The sequence below is a fragment of the Roseibium sp. genome (assembly GCF_965233565.1).
In the GTDB taxonomy this organism is placed as follows: Bacteria; Pseudomonadota; Alphaproteobacteria; order Rhizobiales; family Stappiaceae; genus Roseibium.
This window is the reverse complement of record NZ_OZ247494.1, coordinates 1,182,214-1,198,948: the sequence shown is the minus strand read 5'-3', so window position 1 is coordinate 1,198,948 and position 16,735 is coordinate 1,182,214. Positions and strand designations below refer to the sequence as shown.

The following is a 16,735-nucleotide window of genomic DNA, read 5'->3' as shown; positions in this document are numbered from 1 at the left end:
TGTCACATATTCTGGTGCCAAATCATTGCTTGTCCTGCAAGACACTTTCGCAGACGTTACCAGTATGACTTCAACGAGCCCACCCCTTTTCGGCATTCTGGCCGATGATCTGACAAGCGCCGCAGATGGTGCCGCCCCCTTTGTTGCACGCGGCTTTCGGGCCAGTGTCGGCCTGGGCCACGTGCCGCAGACGCAGCCACAATCACAGGCGGAGGTGATCGCCATCGACATGGCAACACGCTCCCTGCCGGTCGCAGAGGCGATGGCCCGGGCCGCGAGGTTCGCTCGCTCCCTAGATAGCTGCCGATTCCTGGTAAAGACGGTCGATTCCACGCTGCGCGGCCATGTGCGTGCTGAAATCAGCGCCGCCTTTGCCGCCAGCTGCCGCCAGCGTCTGGTCCTGGCGCCGGCTTTTCCCGCAGCAGGGCGGGTGACGCGGGACGGCGTGCAGCTGGTGGAGGGTGTCCCGGTGGCCGAAAGCCCCTATGCCAATGACCCGGTTCATCCGGTCAGAAGCTCGGAGCTGGCGGAGCTGGTGCCTGATACGATCCAGGACGTCACCATTCTGGATGCGGACACCCAGCAGGAGCTGACCGCCCGCGTGGCGGAGATTGACGAGCGGGAAACGGTGCTCTGGGTCGGTTCGCCTGGACTGGCCATCGCCTTGTCGCAGCTGGTTGGGGGAGGGGAAGGCCCGGAAACTTGTCCAGAGACGTCCGGTGATGTTCTTGTTGTGGTTGGCAGCGCCAATCCGGTGAGCACAGATCAGACGGCAAGGCTCTTCGGGTTTCCAGGCGTTACCGTCCTGAGCGCGCCGTTGCACCGGGGCGATCCGCTCGAGACGCTGGCGGCCTTGACGGGCGATGCCCTGGCCGAGCTTCAGTCCGGCCGCTATGGCGCGCTTCTGGCAACGGGCGGCGATACGATGACAGCCCTTCTGGAGGCCTCCGGCATCGAGCGCTTTGCGCTTTTGGGCGAATTCGAACCCGGTTTCCCGTCGGCGCAGGCAACATATAAAGGGCGACCGCTTGTCCTTGGCTTGAAGGCGGGCGGGTTTGGCGGGCCGGACACGTTCCGGCACGCTGTTGAATGTCTCACCCGAAGCAAGGAACGCAACTCGTGATCCAGCCCCCACTTGTCATCACCATGGGCGATCCGGCCGGCATCGGCCCTGAAATTGTCGCCAAAGCCTTTGTCGCCGGTAAGGCTCCTGACTGTGTTGTGGCCGGAAGTCCTTCGGTCATGAAACGCGCCGTGCAGCTTGTCGGTGCCGATCTGGAAATCCGAAAAATCACCTCAATTGAAGAGGGGAGGCCGGAGCCCGGTGTGATCAACGTTTTGCCAATCTCGCAGGACGCAGAATGTGTTCCCTTCGGCAAGGTGTCCGCGGCCGGCGGGCGGGCCGCGTTCGAGGCGGTTATCGGCGCGATCGACCTGGCAAAGACGGGGTGCGCCTCCGGAATCGTGACGGCGCCGATCAACAAGGAAGCGCTGTCGGCAGCTGGGTACACGTATCCCGGTCATACGGAGATCCTCGCCGAATGTGCCGGCGTGGACCGGGTGGCCATGATGCTCGCCAATGACGAGATCCGGACCGTGCTGGTCACCATCCACCAGTCCCTGCACGATGCCATCAAAAGCGCCGATTTTTCAGCGCAGATGAATGCCATCCGCCTGGCCCAGTCGGCCTGCCTGGATCTGGGTATCGCGGCGCCGCGCATTGCCGTTGCCGGGCTCAATCCGCATGCCGGCGAAGGCGGGCTGTTCGGGCGGGAGGAGATCGATATCATTTCGCCCGCCATAGACGCTGCGCGCGCTGAGGGCATCGATGTGACCGGTCCCTGGCCGGGAGATACGGTGTTCATGGCGGCCCGGCGCGGCAAATTCGATGTGGTGGTTGCCCAGTATCACGATCAGGGGCTGATCCCGGTGAAATATCTGGGTGTGGAAACTGGCGTCAACATCACTCTCGGCTTGCCCTTCGTGCGCACATCGCCCGATCATGGCACCGCGTTCGACATTGCCGGGCAGGGGGTGGCCGATGCCGCCAGCCTGTCCACCGCCATTGCCTATGCGCATCGCCTTGCCGCGATGCGCCGAACCAGCGAGGAGGCAGCCTGATGGGCCTGCGTTTCATTTTCATGCTCACCCGGGACGACCGCACCGTGCCGGAGGCTGCCAACCATCTGGAAACGGCGCTTGAACTTGGCGTGCGTCATATCGGCTTCAAGGATATCGGCCTGCCGGTTGAAGACCTGAAAGCGCTCAATGCCCGGATCAAGGCAAAGGGGGCGACGTCCTACCTGGAAGTGGTCAGCCTGGACCGGGACAGCGAGACCGCTTCCGCGCGCGCTGCCGTCGATATCGGGGTTGACGTCCTGCTGGGCGGAACGCGTGTCGCGGACGTTCTGCCGATCCTGAAGGGCACGGAGATCGAATATTTCCCGTTTCCGGGGCAGATCACCGGGCATCCGAGCGTTCTGGAAGGCAGCATCGAAGAAATTGCAGCAAGTGCGCGCGCGCTTGTTGCCCATGACGGGGTGCATGGTCTCGACCTTCTGGCCTACCGGTCGCCGCTGCCGGACATTCCGGCGATGATTGCCGCCGTCTGCGAAGCCGCCGGCAAGCCGGTGATTGTCGCCGGGTCCATCGCCGACCGGGCGCGCATCGCAGCCGTGCAGAACGCTGGTGCGGCCGGTTTCACAATCGGCACGGCGGCGCTCGATGGCGCCTATCCGGCGGAGGACAAGACGCTCGCCACCCAGCTTGCGGCCATCGTCCGCGATGTCGCGGACCTGAACGGGCATCTGTCGCCCTTCGGCAAGAAGAGCCTGGACCGGGCCTTCGGTTCGTTTGAAGACACCTGGTCGCCGCGTATCGCTGGGCAGATCAACAACATGCAGATCAAGCTCGCCAAGTTTTCCGGCGCTTTCACCTGGCATTTTCATGAAACCGAGGACGAGCTCTTTCTGGTCCACCGAGGACGGCTCCTGATGAAATTCCGCGACCGTGAGGAAATCCTGGAGGAGGGCGAGTTCATCGTCGTTCCCCACGGCATCGAACATTGCCCCGTCGCCCTGACGGAGACTTGCGAGGTCGTGCTGCTGGAGCCCGGAACCACGGTCAACACGGGCACGGCTGCAGACGCGCGCCGGGTGGACAAGCTGGCAGTTGTCTGAGGGGGCCGTCCGCCTCTGCAGTCTTGGTGCACTTGTCCGAAGTGATGCGCTGACGGGATGGCGTCAAACAGAAAAGCCCCGGTCGGTGACCGGGGCCTTGGTTCGTTCTGAAGACGGTGGTTACACCCGGTTGAGCAACCGCGCGCGAATGGTGTTCGGCAGCTGGCGGATCTCTTCCAGGATCTTTACCGGGTCCTCTACGGGGCTGTCGACATCCAGCACCACATAGCCGATGTCGGAATGGGACTGCATGTACTGGGCGAAGATGTTGAGGTTGTGCCGTGTGAAGAGATCGTTCAGCGTGCGCATGGCGCCCGGTGCGTTGTGGTGCACCTGGATAAAGCGCGTCGCGTCGATGCCCTTGGGCAGCTGGACCTGCGGGAAAGACACCGCGCCGATGGTCGAGCCGACATCGGAATATTCCACGAGACGCTTTGAGACTTCCTCGCCGATCCGCGCCTGGGCCTCTTCCGTTGAACCGCCGACATGCGGGGTCAGGATGACGTTGTCGAGGCCGCGCAGCGGCGAAATGAACTCGTCCTTGTTGGATTTCGGTTCGACCGGGAACACGTCAATGGCGGCCCCTGCCAGATGACCGGATGTCAGCGCTGCGGCCAGGGCATCGATGTCGATCACCTTGCCGCGGGCGTTGTTGATCAGGAAGGCGCCCTTTTTCATCTTGGCGATCTGATCGGCACCGAACATGTTGCGCGTTTCCGGCGTGTCCGGAACGTGCAGGGAGACAACGTCGGACGCTTCCAGGAGCGCGTCGAGGCTTTCGGCCGGCGCGACATTGCCGTGCTGCAGCTTGTCGACCAGATCGAAATAGATCACCCGCAGCCCCATGGCCTCGGCAAGGTTGGAGAGCTGCGTGCCGATATTGCCGTAACCGATGATGCCGAGTGTCTTGCCGCGGACTTCATGCGAGCCGGTTGCGGTCTTCAGCCAGCGGCCTTCATGGGCGGCGGAGGATTTCGGGAAAACACCGCGCATCAGCATGACGATTTCGGCAATCGTCAGTTCCGCGACAGAACGGGTGTTGGAGAACGGTGCGTTGAAGACCGGGATGCCGCGTGTCAGCGTGCCGGTCAGGTCGACCTGGTTGGTGCCGACGGAAAAACAGCCGACGGCAACAAGGCTCTTGGCCGCTTCCAGAACCTCTTCGGTTACCTGGGTGCGTGAGCGGATGCCGAGCATCTGGACACCCTGGAGTTTCTCGATCAGCGCGTCCTTTTCCAGCGCGCCGGACAGGACCTCCACATTGGTGTAGCCGTTCTTTTCAAGAACCGCGTGCGCGGTCGGCGAAATGCCTTCCAGCAGCAGCCAGCGGATCTGGTTTTTCGGTCGGGAGAGACCGTGCATCATGGCGAAGTGCCTTTTGATCTGATTGGTTTGGATGGCGCCGATCCGGCGCCTCTGACGCGGGTGTCGTATACGCGCTCCACCGTGTCGCGTCTAGGTGGGCGGGGCAGAAAGCCGCGCCGATCTGCGCAAGAAAAGCGTTTGGTTTCAATTCGGCGGCGTTTCGAGATCGGTTTTGAGCCGGGTCAGCAAATTGACGGCATTTTCCGCGTAATCTCCGATCCAGCGATCATAAATTTTCTTGATCGGCAGCGCGTTGAGATGATTCCAGCGTTCACGCCCCTTGCGCTGGACAATGATCAGGTCTGCTGCCTCCAGCACTTTCATGTGCTGCATCACCGTACAGCGGTCCAGTTCCGGGAAAGCCGCGCAAAGCGTTCCGGTGGTTTGCGGTGCGTCTTTCAAAAGATCCAGCAACCGTCGCCGGCGGCTGTCCGCCAGTGCCTTGAAAATTCTGTCCGAATCGTCTGTGCTTGACATGTTATATTTTTATAACATTAAATCTCCTGAAACAAGGAAGCAGTTATGGGCGAACTTGTCATTGAACTGGAACAGGCCTGCCGAAGCCCGGTTGACGGGCTATGGGCAACGCTGCTCACGCCGAGCCTCTGGTGGGGCGAAGGGGTGTTGTTGGAACCCCATTCGGGGGGCGCTTTTCACGAACCCTGGCGGGATGCCGAAGGCGAACACCACACACGCGGCCAGGTGCTTGCCATCGAAGCGCCGTCCCGTCTGCGTCTCAGTTGGCGCGATGATGACTGGGACTTCGACACACGGGTGTCTTTCAGCTTGTCCGGAGACGCAACGGGCAGCCGGATCGAGCTGCGTCATGAAGGCTGGCAGCATGCGGCAGCTGAGCGACAGGTGCCGCTGATGCATGCGCATCGCGGGGGCTGGGCCATGCATCTGAGGAACCTTGTCGAGCATGCAGAGCAAACCATGGGAAAGGGAGGCGGGAGGAGATGAAACCATCCTTCAGGATTGCAGGCAGGATCGCAAAGCCGGTGTCTGACGTGTTCGAAGCCGTCGTCAACCCGGATCGGCTCTCCGCCTACTTTACGACTGGCGGCGCGGACGGACGGCTTGAACCTGGCGTCACCGTCCATTGGGCCTTTGGCGAATTTCCCGGACGGTTCCCGGTCAAGGTGGACAAGGTTGAAAAAGACCGTCTGCTTGTCTTCCGCTGGGCCGCACAAGAGGAAGGCGAGGTCAGTTCCACCGGCAAGCTGCCGGAGCCGGTCGGTTACGACACAATTGTCACCATGACGTTTGAGCCGCTTGAGGACGGCCGCACATTGGTCACGATCAGCGAGGAGGGCTGGCGTGACACGCCAGGTGCCCTCAAGGCGTCTTATGGCAATTGCGAAGGCTGGACGCAGATGCTCTGCGCCCTGAAAGGCTGGCTGGAACACGGCGTCAATCTGAGGGAAGGCTTCTACGGCTAGACCTGTCGCTGGATAGCCGCCGTGCCGGGTTCACGAATTGGACTGTGCGCGCCCTTCCAGGCGGCTGGCAATCTTGAAAATAGTTTCCTCGTCATAGCCGAGACCGAGATCCTGTTGCAGGAACCGGCTGAGTTCCCCGGCCTCCCGGATCTGCCACTCCCGGTTTTCGCTCTTGCCCACAAGCCTGGCCCGGCCGTCCAGAAAACTGAAAAAACCGTCCTCCGTCAGACGATAGAACTTGATGCTGTTGGCAAAGGGCATTTTCGGCGAAGCCGCGCAGAGAAAATTGGCGCCTTCAATGTCGGCGGACCGAACGTCGACCCGGTCAAAACCGTAAAGCGGAAACCAGCCCTCGTCGGTCAGTCGTTCCAGCACATGTTCGCCGGAGGTCTCTTCAAAGCGGATCCGGTAGGTCTGATCGCGGATCGGCTGGGCGTCTTCGGATATCCGGACCGGTTCTGCCGGCGCCTGTCCGCCGAAGCCGGCATCGACCAGCCACTCGGAACCGTCGAGCGTGACGACAAAGGCGAGATGTGAACGGGCGCCGCCTTCCGCCGCACCCTGCCGCACGCGGGCAAGAACCTGCCTTGCATGGAACCCGAGGGCGTCGAGAGCCTCACCCAGCAGGGAATTCAGCTCGAAGCAATAGCCACCGCAACGCTCCAAAACGAGTTTCTGCCAGCGGCTTTCCGGATCGAGCTCCGGAACTTGTCCCAGAAATGGCAGCACGTTCTCGAAGGGGATGGCGCTGATCTGCGCCGCCTGGAGGGCCTTCAGACCGGCGAGGTTCGGTGTGCAGGTTTGAAGGCCGATGCGGGTGAGATAGGTGGAAAGGTCGAAGGGCATGGCTGGGTCCGGTAGGGGCGGGGTAGGCTTGATGTAGGTGGCAGGGGAGACCTTGCCAAGCTTGCGTTCCTCTCCAACGTCTTTCCAACCTCAAAAGGCGCACGACGGGACAGGAGTGCCAAAGGTCCGTGCCGCCGTATCGCGGACCCGTCGACCGGCCCTCGGCTCCCCGGGTCCGGCTCTCCGCTGCGCCGCGTCCGGCATGACCAAGCAATTGGGGTTGGGTGAGCTTAAAAAGGCCTGCCGTATTCCTGCAGCGGGGCAGGCTGCCGACAATCCCTCAGCCTGTCATTCCGGACGAGTGCAGCGTTGCTGCATGCTGATCCGGAACCCAGCGTATCAGCGCGAGTGAAAGCGAGCACAAAGTCAATCAATTATCTGACTTTATTGAAAAAGGCGCGCCTGGGGCGCGAAATATTCGCTGGGTTCCGGAACTGGTCATGCAGCTCTGCTGCAGACCGTCCGGAATGACGGAGGCACCTTTTAAACAAAATACCCGCCGCATTCCTGCGGCGGGCTCCTGACATCTGTTGCTGAAGAGTTGCTCAGAGCCCTTCCGGACCTCGCTGCACGGCGGCGACGCCGGTTCTGGACACTTCGACCAGGCCGAGAGGCTTCATGATCGAGATGAACTGCTCGATCTTGGAGGTGCGGCCGGTAATCTCGAAGACGAAATGCTCGGTCGTGGCGTCGATCACCGTGGTGCGGAAGGCATCGGCCAGACGCAGGGCCTCCAGGCGTTTCTCGCCGGTTCCCTCAACCTTCACCAGCGCAAGTTCCCGCTCCAGCGGCTTGTCCTGGTTGGCGCGTTTGGCGCGCACGGTGAGATCAGTCACCCGGTGCACCGGTACGAGGCGATCGAGCTGGTGGCGGATCTGCTCGATGATCATCGGCGTGCCTGTGGTCACGATGGTGATCCGCGACAGGTGTTTCTCGTGCTCGGTTTCCGACACGGTCAGGCTGTCGATGTTGTAGCCGCGACCGGAGAACAGACCGATCACGCGGGCGAGCACGCCCGGTTCGTTGTCGACGAGGAGCGATAGGGTGTGGGTTTCGATTTCATTGCTGACTTCGGCCAGGAAATAGGCGGAAGGCGCATCAACATTCTGGGCGTTCATGACTTTGTCTATCCTTGTGCCTGGCACTTAAACGAGGGATTTGCCTTCGGCGCTGATCGCGTTGGCGACCGCCTCGTCATTGGCCTCATCCGGCAGCAGCATTTCATTGTGGGCCTTGCCCGACGGGATCATCGGGAAACAGTTGGCGAGGTTGGCGACGCGGCAGTCGAACAGGACCGGCTTGTCCACGGCGATCATTTCCTCAATGGCGCCATCCAGATCGCCCGGCTTTTCCACCCGGAAACCGACACCGCCATAGGCCTCCGCCAGTTTGACGAAGTCCGGTAGGCTGTCGGTGTAGGAGTGGGACAGGCGGTTGCCATGAAGCAGCTGCTGCCACTGGCGGACCATGCCCATATACTGGTTGTTCAGGATGAACACCTTGACCGGCAGGCCGAACTGAACGGCGGTCGACATTTCCTGGATGTTCATCAGGATCGAGGCGTCCCCGGCAATATCGATGCACAGCGCATCGCGGTGGGCCGTCTGGGCGCCGATGGCGGCCGGCAGGCCGTAGCCCATGGTGCCGAGGCCACCGGAGGTCAGCCACCGGTTCGGTTCCTCGAAACCGTAGAACTGGGCCGCCCACATCTGGTGCTGACCGACTTCCGTTGAGATGAAGGTCTTGCGATGCTTGGTCAGTTCATAGAGCCGCTGGATCGCGTATTGCGGCATGATGATGTCTTCATTGGGCTTGTAGGCCAGCGAGTTGCGCGCGCGCCACTGGTCGACCTGCTGCCACCAGGCCTTCATCGCGGTTTCGTCGGCCTTCTTGGACGAGGACCGCCAGATCCGGACCATGTCTTCCAGAATATGGCCGACATCGCCGATGATCGGCAGGTCGACATTGATGGTCTTGTTGATGGAGGACGGATCGATGTCGATATGAATCTTGCGGGAGCCCGGCGAGAAGGCGTCGGTGCGGCCGGTGATACGGTCATCGAAGCGGGCGCCGATGCAGACCATCAGGTCACAGTCGTGCATCGCCATGTTGGCTTCGTAGGTACCGTGCATGCCCAGCATGCCCAGCCAGTTTTCACCGGAAGCCGGATAGGCGCCGAGCCCCATCAGCGTGGAGGTGATCGGAAAACCGGTCAGGGAGACGAGTTCGCGCAGCAGCTGGCAGGCCTGCGGGCCGGAATTGATCACGCCGCCGCCGGTGTAAAGAACCGGCTTTTTGGCGGCTGCCATCAGTTCAACGGCTTGCCGGATGCTGGCGGCATCGCCCTTCAGCTGCGGGCGGTAGCTCTTGTGGGCCGACGCCGGGTTCGGTGTCGGTCCCTGATAGGTGCCGGTGGCGAACTGAACGTCCTTGGGGATATCGACGACGACCGGGCCGGGACGGCCGGAGGTGGCGACATAAAAGGCCTCATGCAGGATGCGCGGCAGGTCGTCGACATTGCGCACCAGCCAGTTGTGCTTGGTGCAGGGGCGGGTGATGCCGACCGTGTCGCATTCCTGGAAGGCGTCGTTGCCGATCAGATGGGTCGGCACCTGGCCGGAGATGCAGACCAGCGGGATGCTGTCCAGCATGGCGTCGGTCAGGGCGGTGACCATGTTGGTTGCACCCGGGCCGGAAGTGACCAGGGCAACGCCCGGCTTGCCGGTGGAGCGGGCATATCCTTCGGCGGCATGGCCGGCGCCCTGTTCGTGGCGTACGAGAATATGCTCCAGACCGTCCTGCTGAATGATCTCGTCATAAATGGGAAGCACTGCGCCGCCCGGGTAGCCGAAGATCGTGTCAACTCCCTGGTCTTTCAGCGCCTGGATGACCATTTCGGCGCCGGTCATTTCCCGTGTCATTCGTTCCGTCCTTGCATTTTGCCCGTCTTTCGGGCCTTGGCTCTCGTCATCTTTATGTTCTGGGCCTGTCGCCTGTAGCGTCAAAGGTCCGGTCTACGCGGAAGGAAAGGGCGGGTTCAGAGGGCGGGTACAAAAAAAGGCCCCTCGGGGAGCCTTGGTCGCGCGCCATCTGGTCCGTACGGGATTCAACCCGCTGCGGAGGCGCGCTTTCCTACTACGATTAGAATGAGCGACATCGCCATGTCGTCCCGGTCCCTTGATGCTGCAGGCCAAAAGGCCTCTGGACAGTGTTATCGGGTTGCCCCGCTGGCCTCACCTTCAAAACTGCGTACAAGACATTGTTCTGTCTGCACCTTCTTGGGCGATACCAGCATCAACCCGTCACGTCCGTCCGGGCTTGATGCGGCGCACACTAGTCAGGCGGTCTGAACCGGTCAAGCCTTAATTTCATTTATTGCGCCAAAGTTTTCAGATGTTTTTGAAAGTTTCGTTGAGGGCGTTGCATTTGTGCAATCCTTCCGCTTGCGTCAATTCACGAGCGAACTGCGTTAAGCGCATGGCGGCTTTGACAAAAAAGTGTCACAAAGTCCATTGCCTTGGGGAAGGGCGCGGTATATACACCCGCAATCCGGCGCGCCGCTGCCCAAAGCGGCCCTTCCGCCGTAGATGGGTGTGTAGCTCAGTTGGTAGAGCAGCTGACTCTTAATCAGCGGGTCTGGGGTTCGAGCCCCCACTCACCCACCATTTTCAGCGTAAAGCATCGAGATGACCGCGCAGCGACAGGAGCGCGCGTTCCGCTTCCCGGATGGCTTCGCGGATGGTGATTTCCTCGCGGTGGTCAATGTGATCGTCGACCAGGGCCTCATGGGCCGCACGCAGAACGTCAGCCGCTTCGATCACGATCCTTTCCGCGCCGCGCGCAAGATTTTCCTCAAATGACGCCGTGTCCGGCCCGATCTGTCGTTCGGCGGGAACATAGGGTGTGCCCGCCAGCAGAAAATCGGCAATGACCGGATCGTCGATCACGATCAGAAGTCTCTGGATTTCGTCGGCCGAAAAGGGCGTTGCATGGCGGAGCCGATTGTAGAATGCGGCATAGCTCATGCCCATTTCGTCCGCGACACGGTCCAGTTCCGATTTTCCGCGGCCTGTCAGGGTGCGGTGAACCAGATTTGCGAAGGCCCGCCCGCGATCCGCTTCCGGCAGCACGGTTCCTGCTTTCGTTTCCCGATTGTCCATTCCGCCCCTGCCCATCATGTTTTTCAGTCAAAAGACTAGCGAATGTCACGTTCGTGAACAAAGTCTCTGCCGGGTCTGTTCAACAGGCTTGTATCGCCCCGTCGCGTGCAGAGACAGTGATTTGACGAGATCCATGGGATTGTTCGTAGAAGAGGATCTGGCAGAAAAGATGGTCTTCGGACGGGAAAACGTCGTGGTCGTCCGTTTCTGCCGTCGGGATGACCATGCCGCGACAAAACGGAACCGTTTCCTTCTCTGAAAGCCTGTTCCAGATGACGGAAAGGTCGATCCTCGGCGATGTGTCTGACATAGGGCGCCTCCTGCAATGCTCGTGTCGTCACTTCCGGCTTGTGAGCCAATGAAGCGATCCTAGGACACGATTGTCAGGAAGGCGCTCAAAGAAACCGCGTGATTTTGCATTGTAAATTTTCGGGAGGTCAAGCGTGTCCCTTCAAGGCGTCCTGCGAAAGCAATGAGGGCACAATCTCCTGACAGGTTCCGTCCTGAAGATGCGTGCCGTCTTCGCCCAGTACTTCCAGGAGCAGCCAGTCATTTGTCCCCGTGGCCGCGAGGCAGATCGTGGCGGCCGGCTGGCCGTCGTAGTGATAGAAATAGAGGTCTCCCGCCAGGACATCGGCGAGATACCGGTCGACGCCGTTGCGCATGCGCTGGCTTTCCCGTTGCAGCTGGGCGGCATTTGCGATTGGGGTCAGCATCGGTGCCGTCGGAATTGGCGGTGCCGGAAAGCTGCGGCTGCGGCCCGCCAGAGTGGTCCAGTGCATCAACCACCATTGCAGGGCCTGGGGTGCCTGTAACTTCTTGAGACCGGCCAGTGCGGCCGGCCGTTCCGAGGCTGTCAGGTTGCGCAGGCCGGACTTGATCGTGGCGATCAGGCGGGACAGGGGTACCCCCTGGTCGATCAGGGCCTGGACAGGTGTCATGCCGGCCCACTCCGTCTCTGAGAGGATTGCGCTGAAAGACCGCTGTTGCAGGCGGGTCAGGTCTTCGGACACCTGAGGCGCGCCAGCCTGCGAAAGCGCCGACTTGATGCTACGCTCATCAAGCAGGTCGCTGCCCGGCGGGAACTGTTCCAGAAATGCCAACAGGGCCGGAGGCGGCGTTGCCTTGAGAAACCGGTGCAGAAGCGTTTCCCGCGTTTCCAGGTTCAAAGTGTCCGCAAAAGCCTGGCGCTGCCGCGGTGCGGTTCGTCCGGCGGCGCAAAAGAGCTCCAAGGTCAGCGACAAGGTGCCCAGGCGGCCGAACGCGGTCTGGCGGTGGACCTGTTTCCAGAGACCCGGCGCGCGCCGGAATAGATCGAGCAACAGCCATTGCTGCGCGCCGAACGGCGCGGCGAGAGCGACGAGCAGCCGGGGGAGTGTTGCGATGTATTCCGCCAGGGCCTTCTCCGCGCCCGGGCCTGCGGCAATGCCTGTGCCCAATGTTCTCGGGTGATGCGCCAGGACGCTCCTTTGTGTTGCGATGCGGCCGTAGTCGGGGGCGTCGAGCACAGCCCAGGCAGGCAGAAAGTCCTCCGGGTCGCGGTGCTGGCGCCGGATCGTGCAGGCAAAGGGCTGGTCCCAATAGGAATAGAGGATCGTGTCGCTGCCGGAGCGCTCACAAAGGCCTTCGCCTGTCCATTCGTAATTCGCGTAGGTCGGCGGCAGGGAGCGCTCCGACTGTTCTTCAAGCGCCAGCTGCTGCTGGCCCGCCAGCATGTCCCGAGTTGCCATGGTGCCCTCTTTCGGTCGTACAGCACTGCAACCCTGCGCCTTCGCCGTGACACCAGCAATTCGGCCGGCTGATTCCTTTGCGGATATGCACAGGGCAGGGTAAAGGGCGGCAAGAATTGCCGAGGCGGATAACCCGGTGCCTATGCTGACCGGGCTGCATGAAGTTCTGGCTTTTCGTCTGCCCTGCATTTAGGGAGAGGGCTGCACATCAACGGGAAATGTCGCCATGACCATCGATCGCCTGACGCTACGCAAGTTCCTTCTGCAGGAAAAGGAGAAACACGGCCTCGATCAGGACATGATGCTGCTCTTGGAAGACATCGCCACGTCGTGCCGCATCATCGCCCATCAGATCCGCAACGGTCCCTTCCTGGATATTCTGGGCGCAGCATCGACGGAGAATGTGCAAGGGGAAACCCAGAAACAGCTCGACATCATCGCCAACGACATTTTCCTCGACCACTGTTCCAATTGTGCGCGGGTGGCAGCGCTGGTGTCGGAGGAAATCGATGACGTCATCTGGCTGAAGAAAGAGCCGAAAAAGGGCGACTACCTCGTCTATTTCGATCCGTTGGACGGGTCCTCGAACCTCAATGTCAACCTGTCGGTCGGTTCGATCTTTTCTGTGGTGGAACTGGCAGAAGACTTGACCGAGCTCAGCAACGAGGCGGTTCTCATCAAGGGAAACAGGCAGATTTGCGCCGGCTATTCCCTCTACGGTCCATCGACCTCGCTGGTCTTTTCAACCGGCCATGGTGTCAACGGCTTCACGCACAAGATCGGGTCGGGAGAATTCCTGCTGACCTTCCCGGACATGAAACTGCCGGCGGAAACAGGCGAATTTGCGATCAACGCATCGCGTTACCGCAGCTGGAACGGGCCTGTCCGCCGGTATGTGGAAGAATGTATCGACGGCAAGGACGGGTTGCGCGGCAAGGCCTTCAACATGCGCTGGACCGCGTCCATGGTGGCAGAGGTTCACCGGATCCTGATGCGCGGCGGGGTGTTTCTCTATCCGAAGGATTCGGAGAATGCCCATATGGGCGGCAAGTTGCGCCTGCTCTACGAGGCCAATCCGATGGGTTTCATTGTTGAACAGGCCGGTGGCCGGGCCTCGACCGGCCGCGAGCGGATCCTGGACGTGGCACCCACAGGGCATCACCAGCGCGTCTCGGTCATTCTCGGTTGCAGGGACGAAGTCGAGCTGATCGACCGGTACCACGCCGAAGCGGACGACTGACGGCGCTGGACACGGGTCAGATCAGTGCCGCGTCCATGATCCATTCCACGACGCGCCTCACCGGCTGTGAGGCGCTGGCGCCGGCCGGCACGGCAAGGCCGTGATGCCTGCCGGCGAGCTGGACCTCTGGTTCAATGACCTGCAGGCGCCCGCTCTCAAGCTCCGCCTCTATGAAAGGGTACGCGCCAAGGGCGAAACCGGTGCCGCCGGTGGCCATCTGCAAGGCGCAGTGCATGGAATTGACGAGCGCAAACCTCGGTGCCGGCAAGGGTCGGCTTGCGGCGGCCAGCCAGGACTGCCAGGTGCCGCGTGGGCCGGCGGTCTGGACCAGACAGGGCGATTCCGGCAGGTTCGAGGGCCAGAGAGCGGCAAGCTCCGGTGTTGCCACCGCAACGATCCGCTCCCGGAACAAGGGCAGAAAACCGGCGGACGAGCTGGCGAGATCCTCATAGGTAAAGACGATGTCCCAGGAGCCTGGAACGCTCGGGTCCAGCTGATAGTTGACACTGATCTGGATCTCGATGCCGGGAAGATCGGAATAGAGGGCGCCGAGGCGGGGCGCCAGCCACAGATGCGCGAAGGTCGGGGAGTAACAGGCAAGTCGGACGCGCTCGGTTTCGGGCCGCGTGAAGAGGTCTTCCGTCACGCTGCGAATATCGGCCAGGGAGCCGCTTAACTGGTTCAGATAGGCTTCGCCGATTTCGGTCAGGAAGACCCGCCGGCCACGCCGTTCGAACAGCGGTGCATCGAGCTCCTGTTCCAGTTTGACGATCTGCTGGCTGACCGCGCCCTGGGTCAGGCCAAGCTCGGTGGCTGCCTTGGTGAAATTCAAGTGGCGGGCTGCGGCTTCGAACGTGGCCAGCCAGGACATCGGAATTCGGGACATAATCTGCTCTTTGATTAGAATTTTAATCTAGAAGAATGCAAAAGCGCGTCAAGCGATGAGAGGTTCAGCGCGATGTCGCCTTAAGGATCGAATTCGATCAAATAACTGCTTTCGTCAAATATCTGAAAAATATCGGAAAAACACGCATATTACTCTCCGTTGACATGAGTGGTCCCGGAAGCTGTTGCAGTTTGAATTTCCCTTCTATTAGAAAATTGATCAGACTCAGTGTCGCGCTGATGCCCTCACTGGTGTTGTCGCTGGTTAGCGCCAGCGAGACCAGTGAGCTTTTTGACGGCCAACCAAAGAACGGAGCATGAGATGTCCGGCAAGGTAATTCTGGTGATCATGGACGGCGTCGGCTACGACACGGCCGTCAGCCAATGCGGCTATCTGCAAAGCGCGGTGTCGCTTGGCATCGCCCGCCGCTGGAAGATGGTAACGGCAACGCCGAGCATATCCGGCCCGATGTATGAGACCATTCATACCGGTCTTTGGCCCTATGAACACGGCATCACCTGCAACCATGCCATGCGGTCTTCTGAGAAGGACAACGTCTTCTCCGTGGCACGGGCCGCGGGCCGCGCAACGGCTGCGGTCGCCCATTCCTACTTCCACAAGCTTTATGCCGGCGAGGCCTGGGATCCGCTGCGCTCCGTCGAACATTGCAACGAAAACGGCGATCTCCAGTACGGGCGGTTCTATTCCATGGAAGGTTATGGCCGGGCAAATGCGGTTGCGCCGGCGGAAATCGATCTTTGCGCCCAGACCATCCGTCTTATTGAGGACCATCAGCCGGACTATCTGCTGCTGCACACGTGCGCCGCCGATACGCTCGGGCACACGTTTGGTGGTGACAGCGCCGAATACCGGGCGCAGGCGATGATGATTGATGGCGCCCTGGCACGGGTGCTGCCGGTTTGGCGTGCTGCAGGTTATGAGGTGATGATCACCGCCGATCACGGCATGTCCGCGGAAGGGGCCCATGGCGGCACGTCGTCGGTCGAAACCGAAGTGCCGTTCTACTATTTCGGCGATGGTGATGTCTCGACCGAAGACGGCCGGTTGAACCAGCTACAGTTGGCTGCCTCGCTTCTGGCGCGCCTGGGTGTCGATCCCGCACGCGGCATGCGACCGGCTTTCATGAACAAGGCTGCGGGGCAATGACGGGTCGAGCTCCGGCTGGCGTGAGGGCGATCCTGTTCGACAAGGACGGCACGCTGTTTTCCTTTGACGCGACCTGGATGGCCTATTGCGAACGCATGTTCGATCGGCTGACAGGGTCGGATGAAGCGTTGAGCGACGAGCTGGCCGAGATCTGCGGATACGACCGCAGGGAAGGCACCTTTGTCCCGGGTTCGGTGATCGTCGCCGGCAGTACGGAAGAGGTGCTGCGCCTCTGGGCCGGGAGACTGGGGGAGGGAGGTCTTGGCAAGGTCCGGCGGGCTCATGAAGCGGCGGTCAGAGCATTGCCACTGGTGCCTGTTGCGGGTGCTCGCGTAGCACTTGAGAATTTGCACCGGAACGGCATTTTTCTGGGTGTGGCCACCAATGACACGGAAGCATCCGCCCGCGATCAGCTTGCGCATGCCGGCCTGTCGGAGCTTTTCGGCTTTGTTGCCGGTTCTGACAGCGGATACGGCGCCAAGCCCGGCCCCGGCATGGCCGAGGGATTTGGCCGGGCGAGTGGAATCTCTCCGGCCGAAACGGCCATGGTCGGCGACAGCGTTCACGATATGGAATTTGCGCGCAACGCAGGACTGGCCGAGCGGCTGGCGGTTCTCAGCGGGCCGGCGGAGCTTAAAGAGCTGGAGCGCTTCGCCACGGCGGTCCTGCCGGATATAAGCCATTTGCCCCGGCATCATGGTCTTGCGGAAGAGGTCTAGG

Annotated in this window: 17 protein-coding genes and 1 tRNA gene; 9 read left to right on the top strand and 9 right to left on the bottom strand. The window is 61.2% G+C overall.

Going from position 1 to position 16,735, the window contains the following annotated elements; all coding sequences use genetic code 11:
• Window positions 1-64: 64 nt before the first annotated feature.
• Genes ACO6TG_RS05720 through ACO6TG_RS05710 form a run of 3 tightly spaced genes read left to right on the top strand, consistent with a single transcriptional unit; the run spans window position 65 to window position 3,179 of the window.
• Window positions 65-1,123 carry a four-carbon acid sugar kinase family protein gene (locus tag ACO6TG_RS05720; RefSeq protein ID WP_422377289.1) on the top strand — a complete coding sequence of 353 codons (1,059 nt, stop codon included), beginning with the start codon at window positions 65-67 and terminating at the stop codon, window positions 1,121-1,123.
• Window positions 1,123-2,121 carry a 4-hydroxythreonine-4-phosphate dehydrogenase PdxA gene (gene pdxA / locus ACO6TG_RS05715; protein ID WP_422378844.1) on the top strand — a complete coding sequence of 333 codons (999 nt, stop codon included), beginning with the start codon at window positions 1,123-1,125 and terminating at the stop codon, window positions 2,119-2,121. The genes ACO6TG_RS05720 and pdxA overlap by 1 nt, the downstream gene beginning before the upstream one ends.
• Window positions 2,121-3,179 (top strand): cupin domain-containing protein, encoded by a 1,059-nt coding sequence (locus ACO6TG_RS05710; protein ID WP_422377288.1) that lies wholly within the window; start codon window positions 2,121-2,123, stop codon window positions 3,177-3,179. Before pdxA ends, ACO6TG_RS05710 begins: the two co-directional genes overlap by 1 nt.
• A 120-nt stretch (window positions 3,180-3,299) precedes the next feature.
• On the opposite strand, the gene serA is transcribed toward ACO6TG_RS05710, so the two are convergent.
• Window positions 3,300-4,544 (bottom strand): phosphoglycerate dehydrogenase, encoded by a 1,245-nt coding sequence (gene serA, locus ACO6TG_RS05705; RefSeq protein ID WP_422377287.1) that lies wholly within the window; start codon window positions 4,542-4,544, stop codon window positions 3,300-3,302.
• Between the two features lie 144 nt (window positions 4,545-4,688).
• A complete protein-coding gene (locus tag ACO6TG_RS05700) occupies window positions 4,689-5,021 on the bottom strand; it encodes an ArsR/SmtB family transcription factor (RefSeq protein ID WP_422377286.1) in 333 nt (110 codons plus the stop codon).
• A 45-nt stretch (window positions 5,022-5,066) separates the two neighbouring features.
• Here ACO6TG_RS05700 and ACO6TG_RS05695 point away from each other — a divergent pair, with 45 nt between their 5' ends.
• Window positions 5,067-5,507, top strand: coding sequence for an SRPBCC family protein (locus ACO6TG_RS05695; protein WP_422377285.1), 441 nt, complete (start codon window positions 5,067-5,069; stop codon window positions 5,505-5,507).
• Complete coding sequence (locus ACO6TG_RS05690; RefSeq protein WP_422377284.1) at window positions 5,504-5,986, top strand: SRPBCC family protein; 483 nt, start codon at window positions 5,504-5,506, stop codon at window positions 5,984-5,986. The genes ACO6TG_RS05695 and ACO6TG_RS05690 overlap by 4 nt, the downstream gene beginning before the upstream one ends.
• Window positions 5,987-6,016: 30 nt before the next feature.
• On the opposite strand, the gene ACO6TG_RS05685 is transcribed toward ACO6TG_RS05690, so the two are convergent.
• From ACO6TG_RS05685 to ACO6TG_RS05675, 3 genes are all read right to left on the bottom strand, one after another.
• Window positions 6,017-6,832, bottom strand: coding sequence for an arylamine N-acetyltransferase family protein (locus ACO6TG_RS05685; protein ID WP_422377283.1), 816 nt, complete (start codon window positions 6,830-6,832; stop codon window positions 6,017-6,019).
• A gap of 545 nt (window positions 6,833-7,377) precedes the next feature.
• A complete protein-coding gene (gene ilvN, locus ACO6TG_RS05680) occupies window positions 7,378-7,950 on the bottom strand; it encodes an acetolactate synthase small subunit (protein WP_094071589.1) in 573 nt (190 codons plus the stop codon).
• 27 nt (window positions 7,951-7,977) lie between these two features.
• Window positions 7,978-9,753 carry an acetolactate synthase 3 large subunit gene (locus ACO6TG_RS05675; protein WP_422377282.1) on the bottom strand — a complete coding sequence of 592 codons (1,776 nt, stop codon included), beginning with the start codon at window positions 9,751-9,753 and terminating at the stop codon, window positions 7,978-7,980.
• Window positions 9,754-10,421: 668 nt separating this feature from the next.
• On the opposite strand from ACO6TG_RS05675, the gene ACO6TG_RS05670 reads away from it, so the two are divergent.
• Window positions 10,422-10,497 (top strand) — tRNA-Lys (locus ACO6TG_RS05670).
• 3 nt (window positions 10,498-10,500) lie between these two features.
• On the opposite strand, the gene ACO6TG_RS05665 is transcribed toward ACO6TG_RS05670, so the two are convergent.
• The 3 genes from ACO6TG_RS05665 to ACO6TG_RS05655 all read right to left on the bottom strand — a co-directional run bounded on the left by ACO6TG_RS05665 (window position 10,501) and on the right by ACO6TG_RS05655 (window position 12,722).
• Window positions 10,501-10,992 (bottom strand): phage regulatory CII family protein, encoded by a 492-nt coding sequence (locus tag ACO6TG_RS05665; protein ID WP_422377281.1) that lies wholly within the window; start codon window positions 10,990-10,992, stop codon window positions 10,501-10,503.
• 79 nt (window positions 10,993-11,071) lie between these two features.
• Entirely contained in the window at window positions 11,072-11,302 is a 231-nt protein-coding gene (locus tag ACO6TG_RS05660; RefSeq protein WP_422377280.1) for a hypothetical protein, read from the bottom strand.
• A 127-nt stretch (window positions 11,303-11,429) separates the two neighbouring features.
• The gene (locus ACO6TG_RS05655; protein WP_422377279.1) at window positions 11,430-12,722 is read right to left on the bottom strand and encodes a hypothetical protein; all 1,293 of its coding nucleotides are present in this window, start codon (window positions 12,720-12,722) and stop codon (window positions 11,430-11,432) included.
• A 226-nt stretch (window positions 12,723-12,948) separates the two neighbouring features.
• On the opposite strand from ACO6TG_RS05655, the gene ACO6TG_RS05650 reads away from it, so the two are divergent.
• Window positions 12,949-13,962, top strand: a complete 1,014-nt coding sequence (locus tag ACO6TG_RS05650) for a class 1 fructose-bisphosphatase (protein ID WP_422377278.1) — start codon at window positions 12,949-12,951, stop codon at window positions 13,960-13,962.
• A 16-nt stretch (window positions 13,963-13,978) separates the two neighbouring features.
• Here the strand turns inward: ACO6TG_RS05650 and ACO6TG_RS05645 are convergent, their stop codons facing one another.
• On the bottom strand, window positions 13,979-14,848 hold the full coding sequence (locus tag ACO6TG_RS05645; protein ID WP_422377277.1) for a LysR substrate-binding domain-containing protein: 870 nt from the start codon (window positions 14,846-14,848) through the stop codon (window positions 13,979-13,981).
• A gap of 321 nt (window positions 14,849-15,169) precedes the next feature.
• Between ACO6TG_RS05645 and ACO6TG_RS05640 the strand changes: the two genes are divergently transcribed.
• Both ACO6TG_RS05640 and ACO6TG_RS05635 read left to right on the top strand, forming a co-directional pair.
• The gene (locus ACO6TG_RS05640; RefSeq protein WP_422377276.1) at window positions 15,170-16,015 is read left to right on the top strand and encodes an alkaline phosphatase family protein; all 846 of its coding nucleotides are present in this window, start codon (window positions 15,170-15,172) and stop codon (window positions 16,013-16,015) included.
• Window positions 16,012-16,734 carry an HAD family hydrolase gene (locus ACO6TG_RS05635; RefSeq protein ID WP_422377275.1) on the top strand — a complete coding sequence of 241 codons (723 nt, stop codon included), beginning with the start codon at window positions 16,012-16,014 and terminating at the stop codon, window positions 16,732-16,734. Before ACO6TG_RS05640 ends, ACO6TG_RS05635 begins: the two co-directional genes overlap by 4 nt.
• The last annotated feature ends 1 nt before the right edge of the window (window position 16,735 follow it).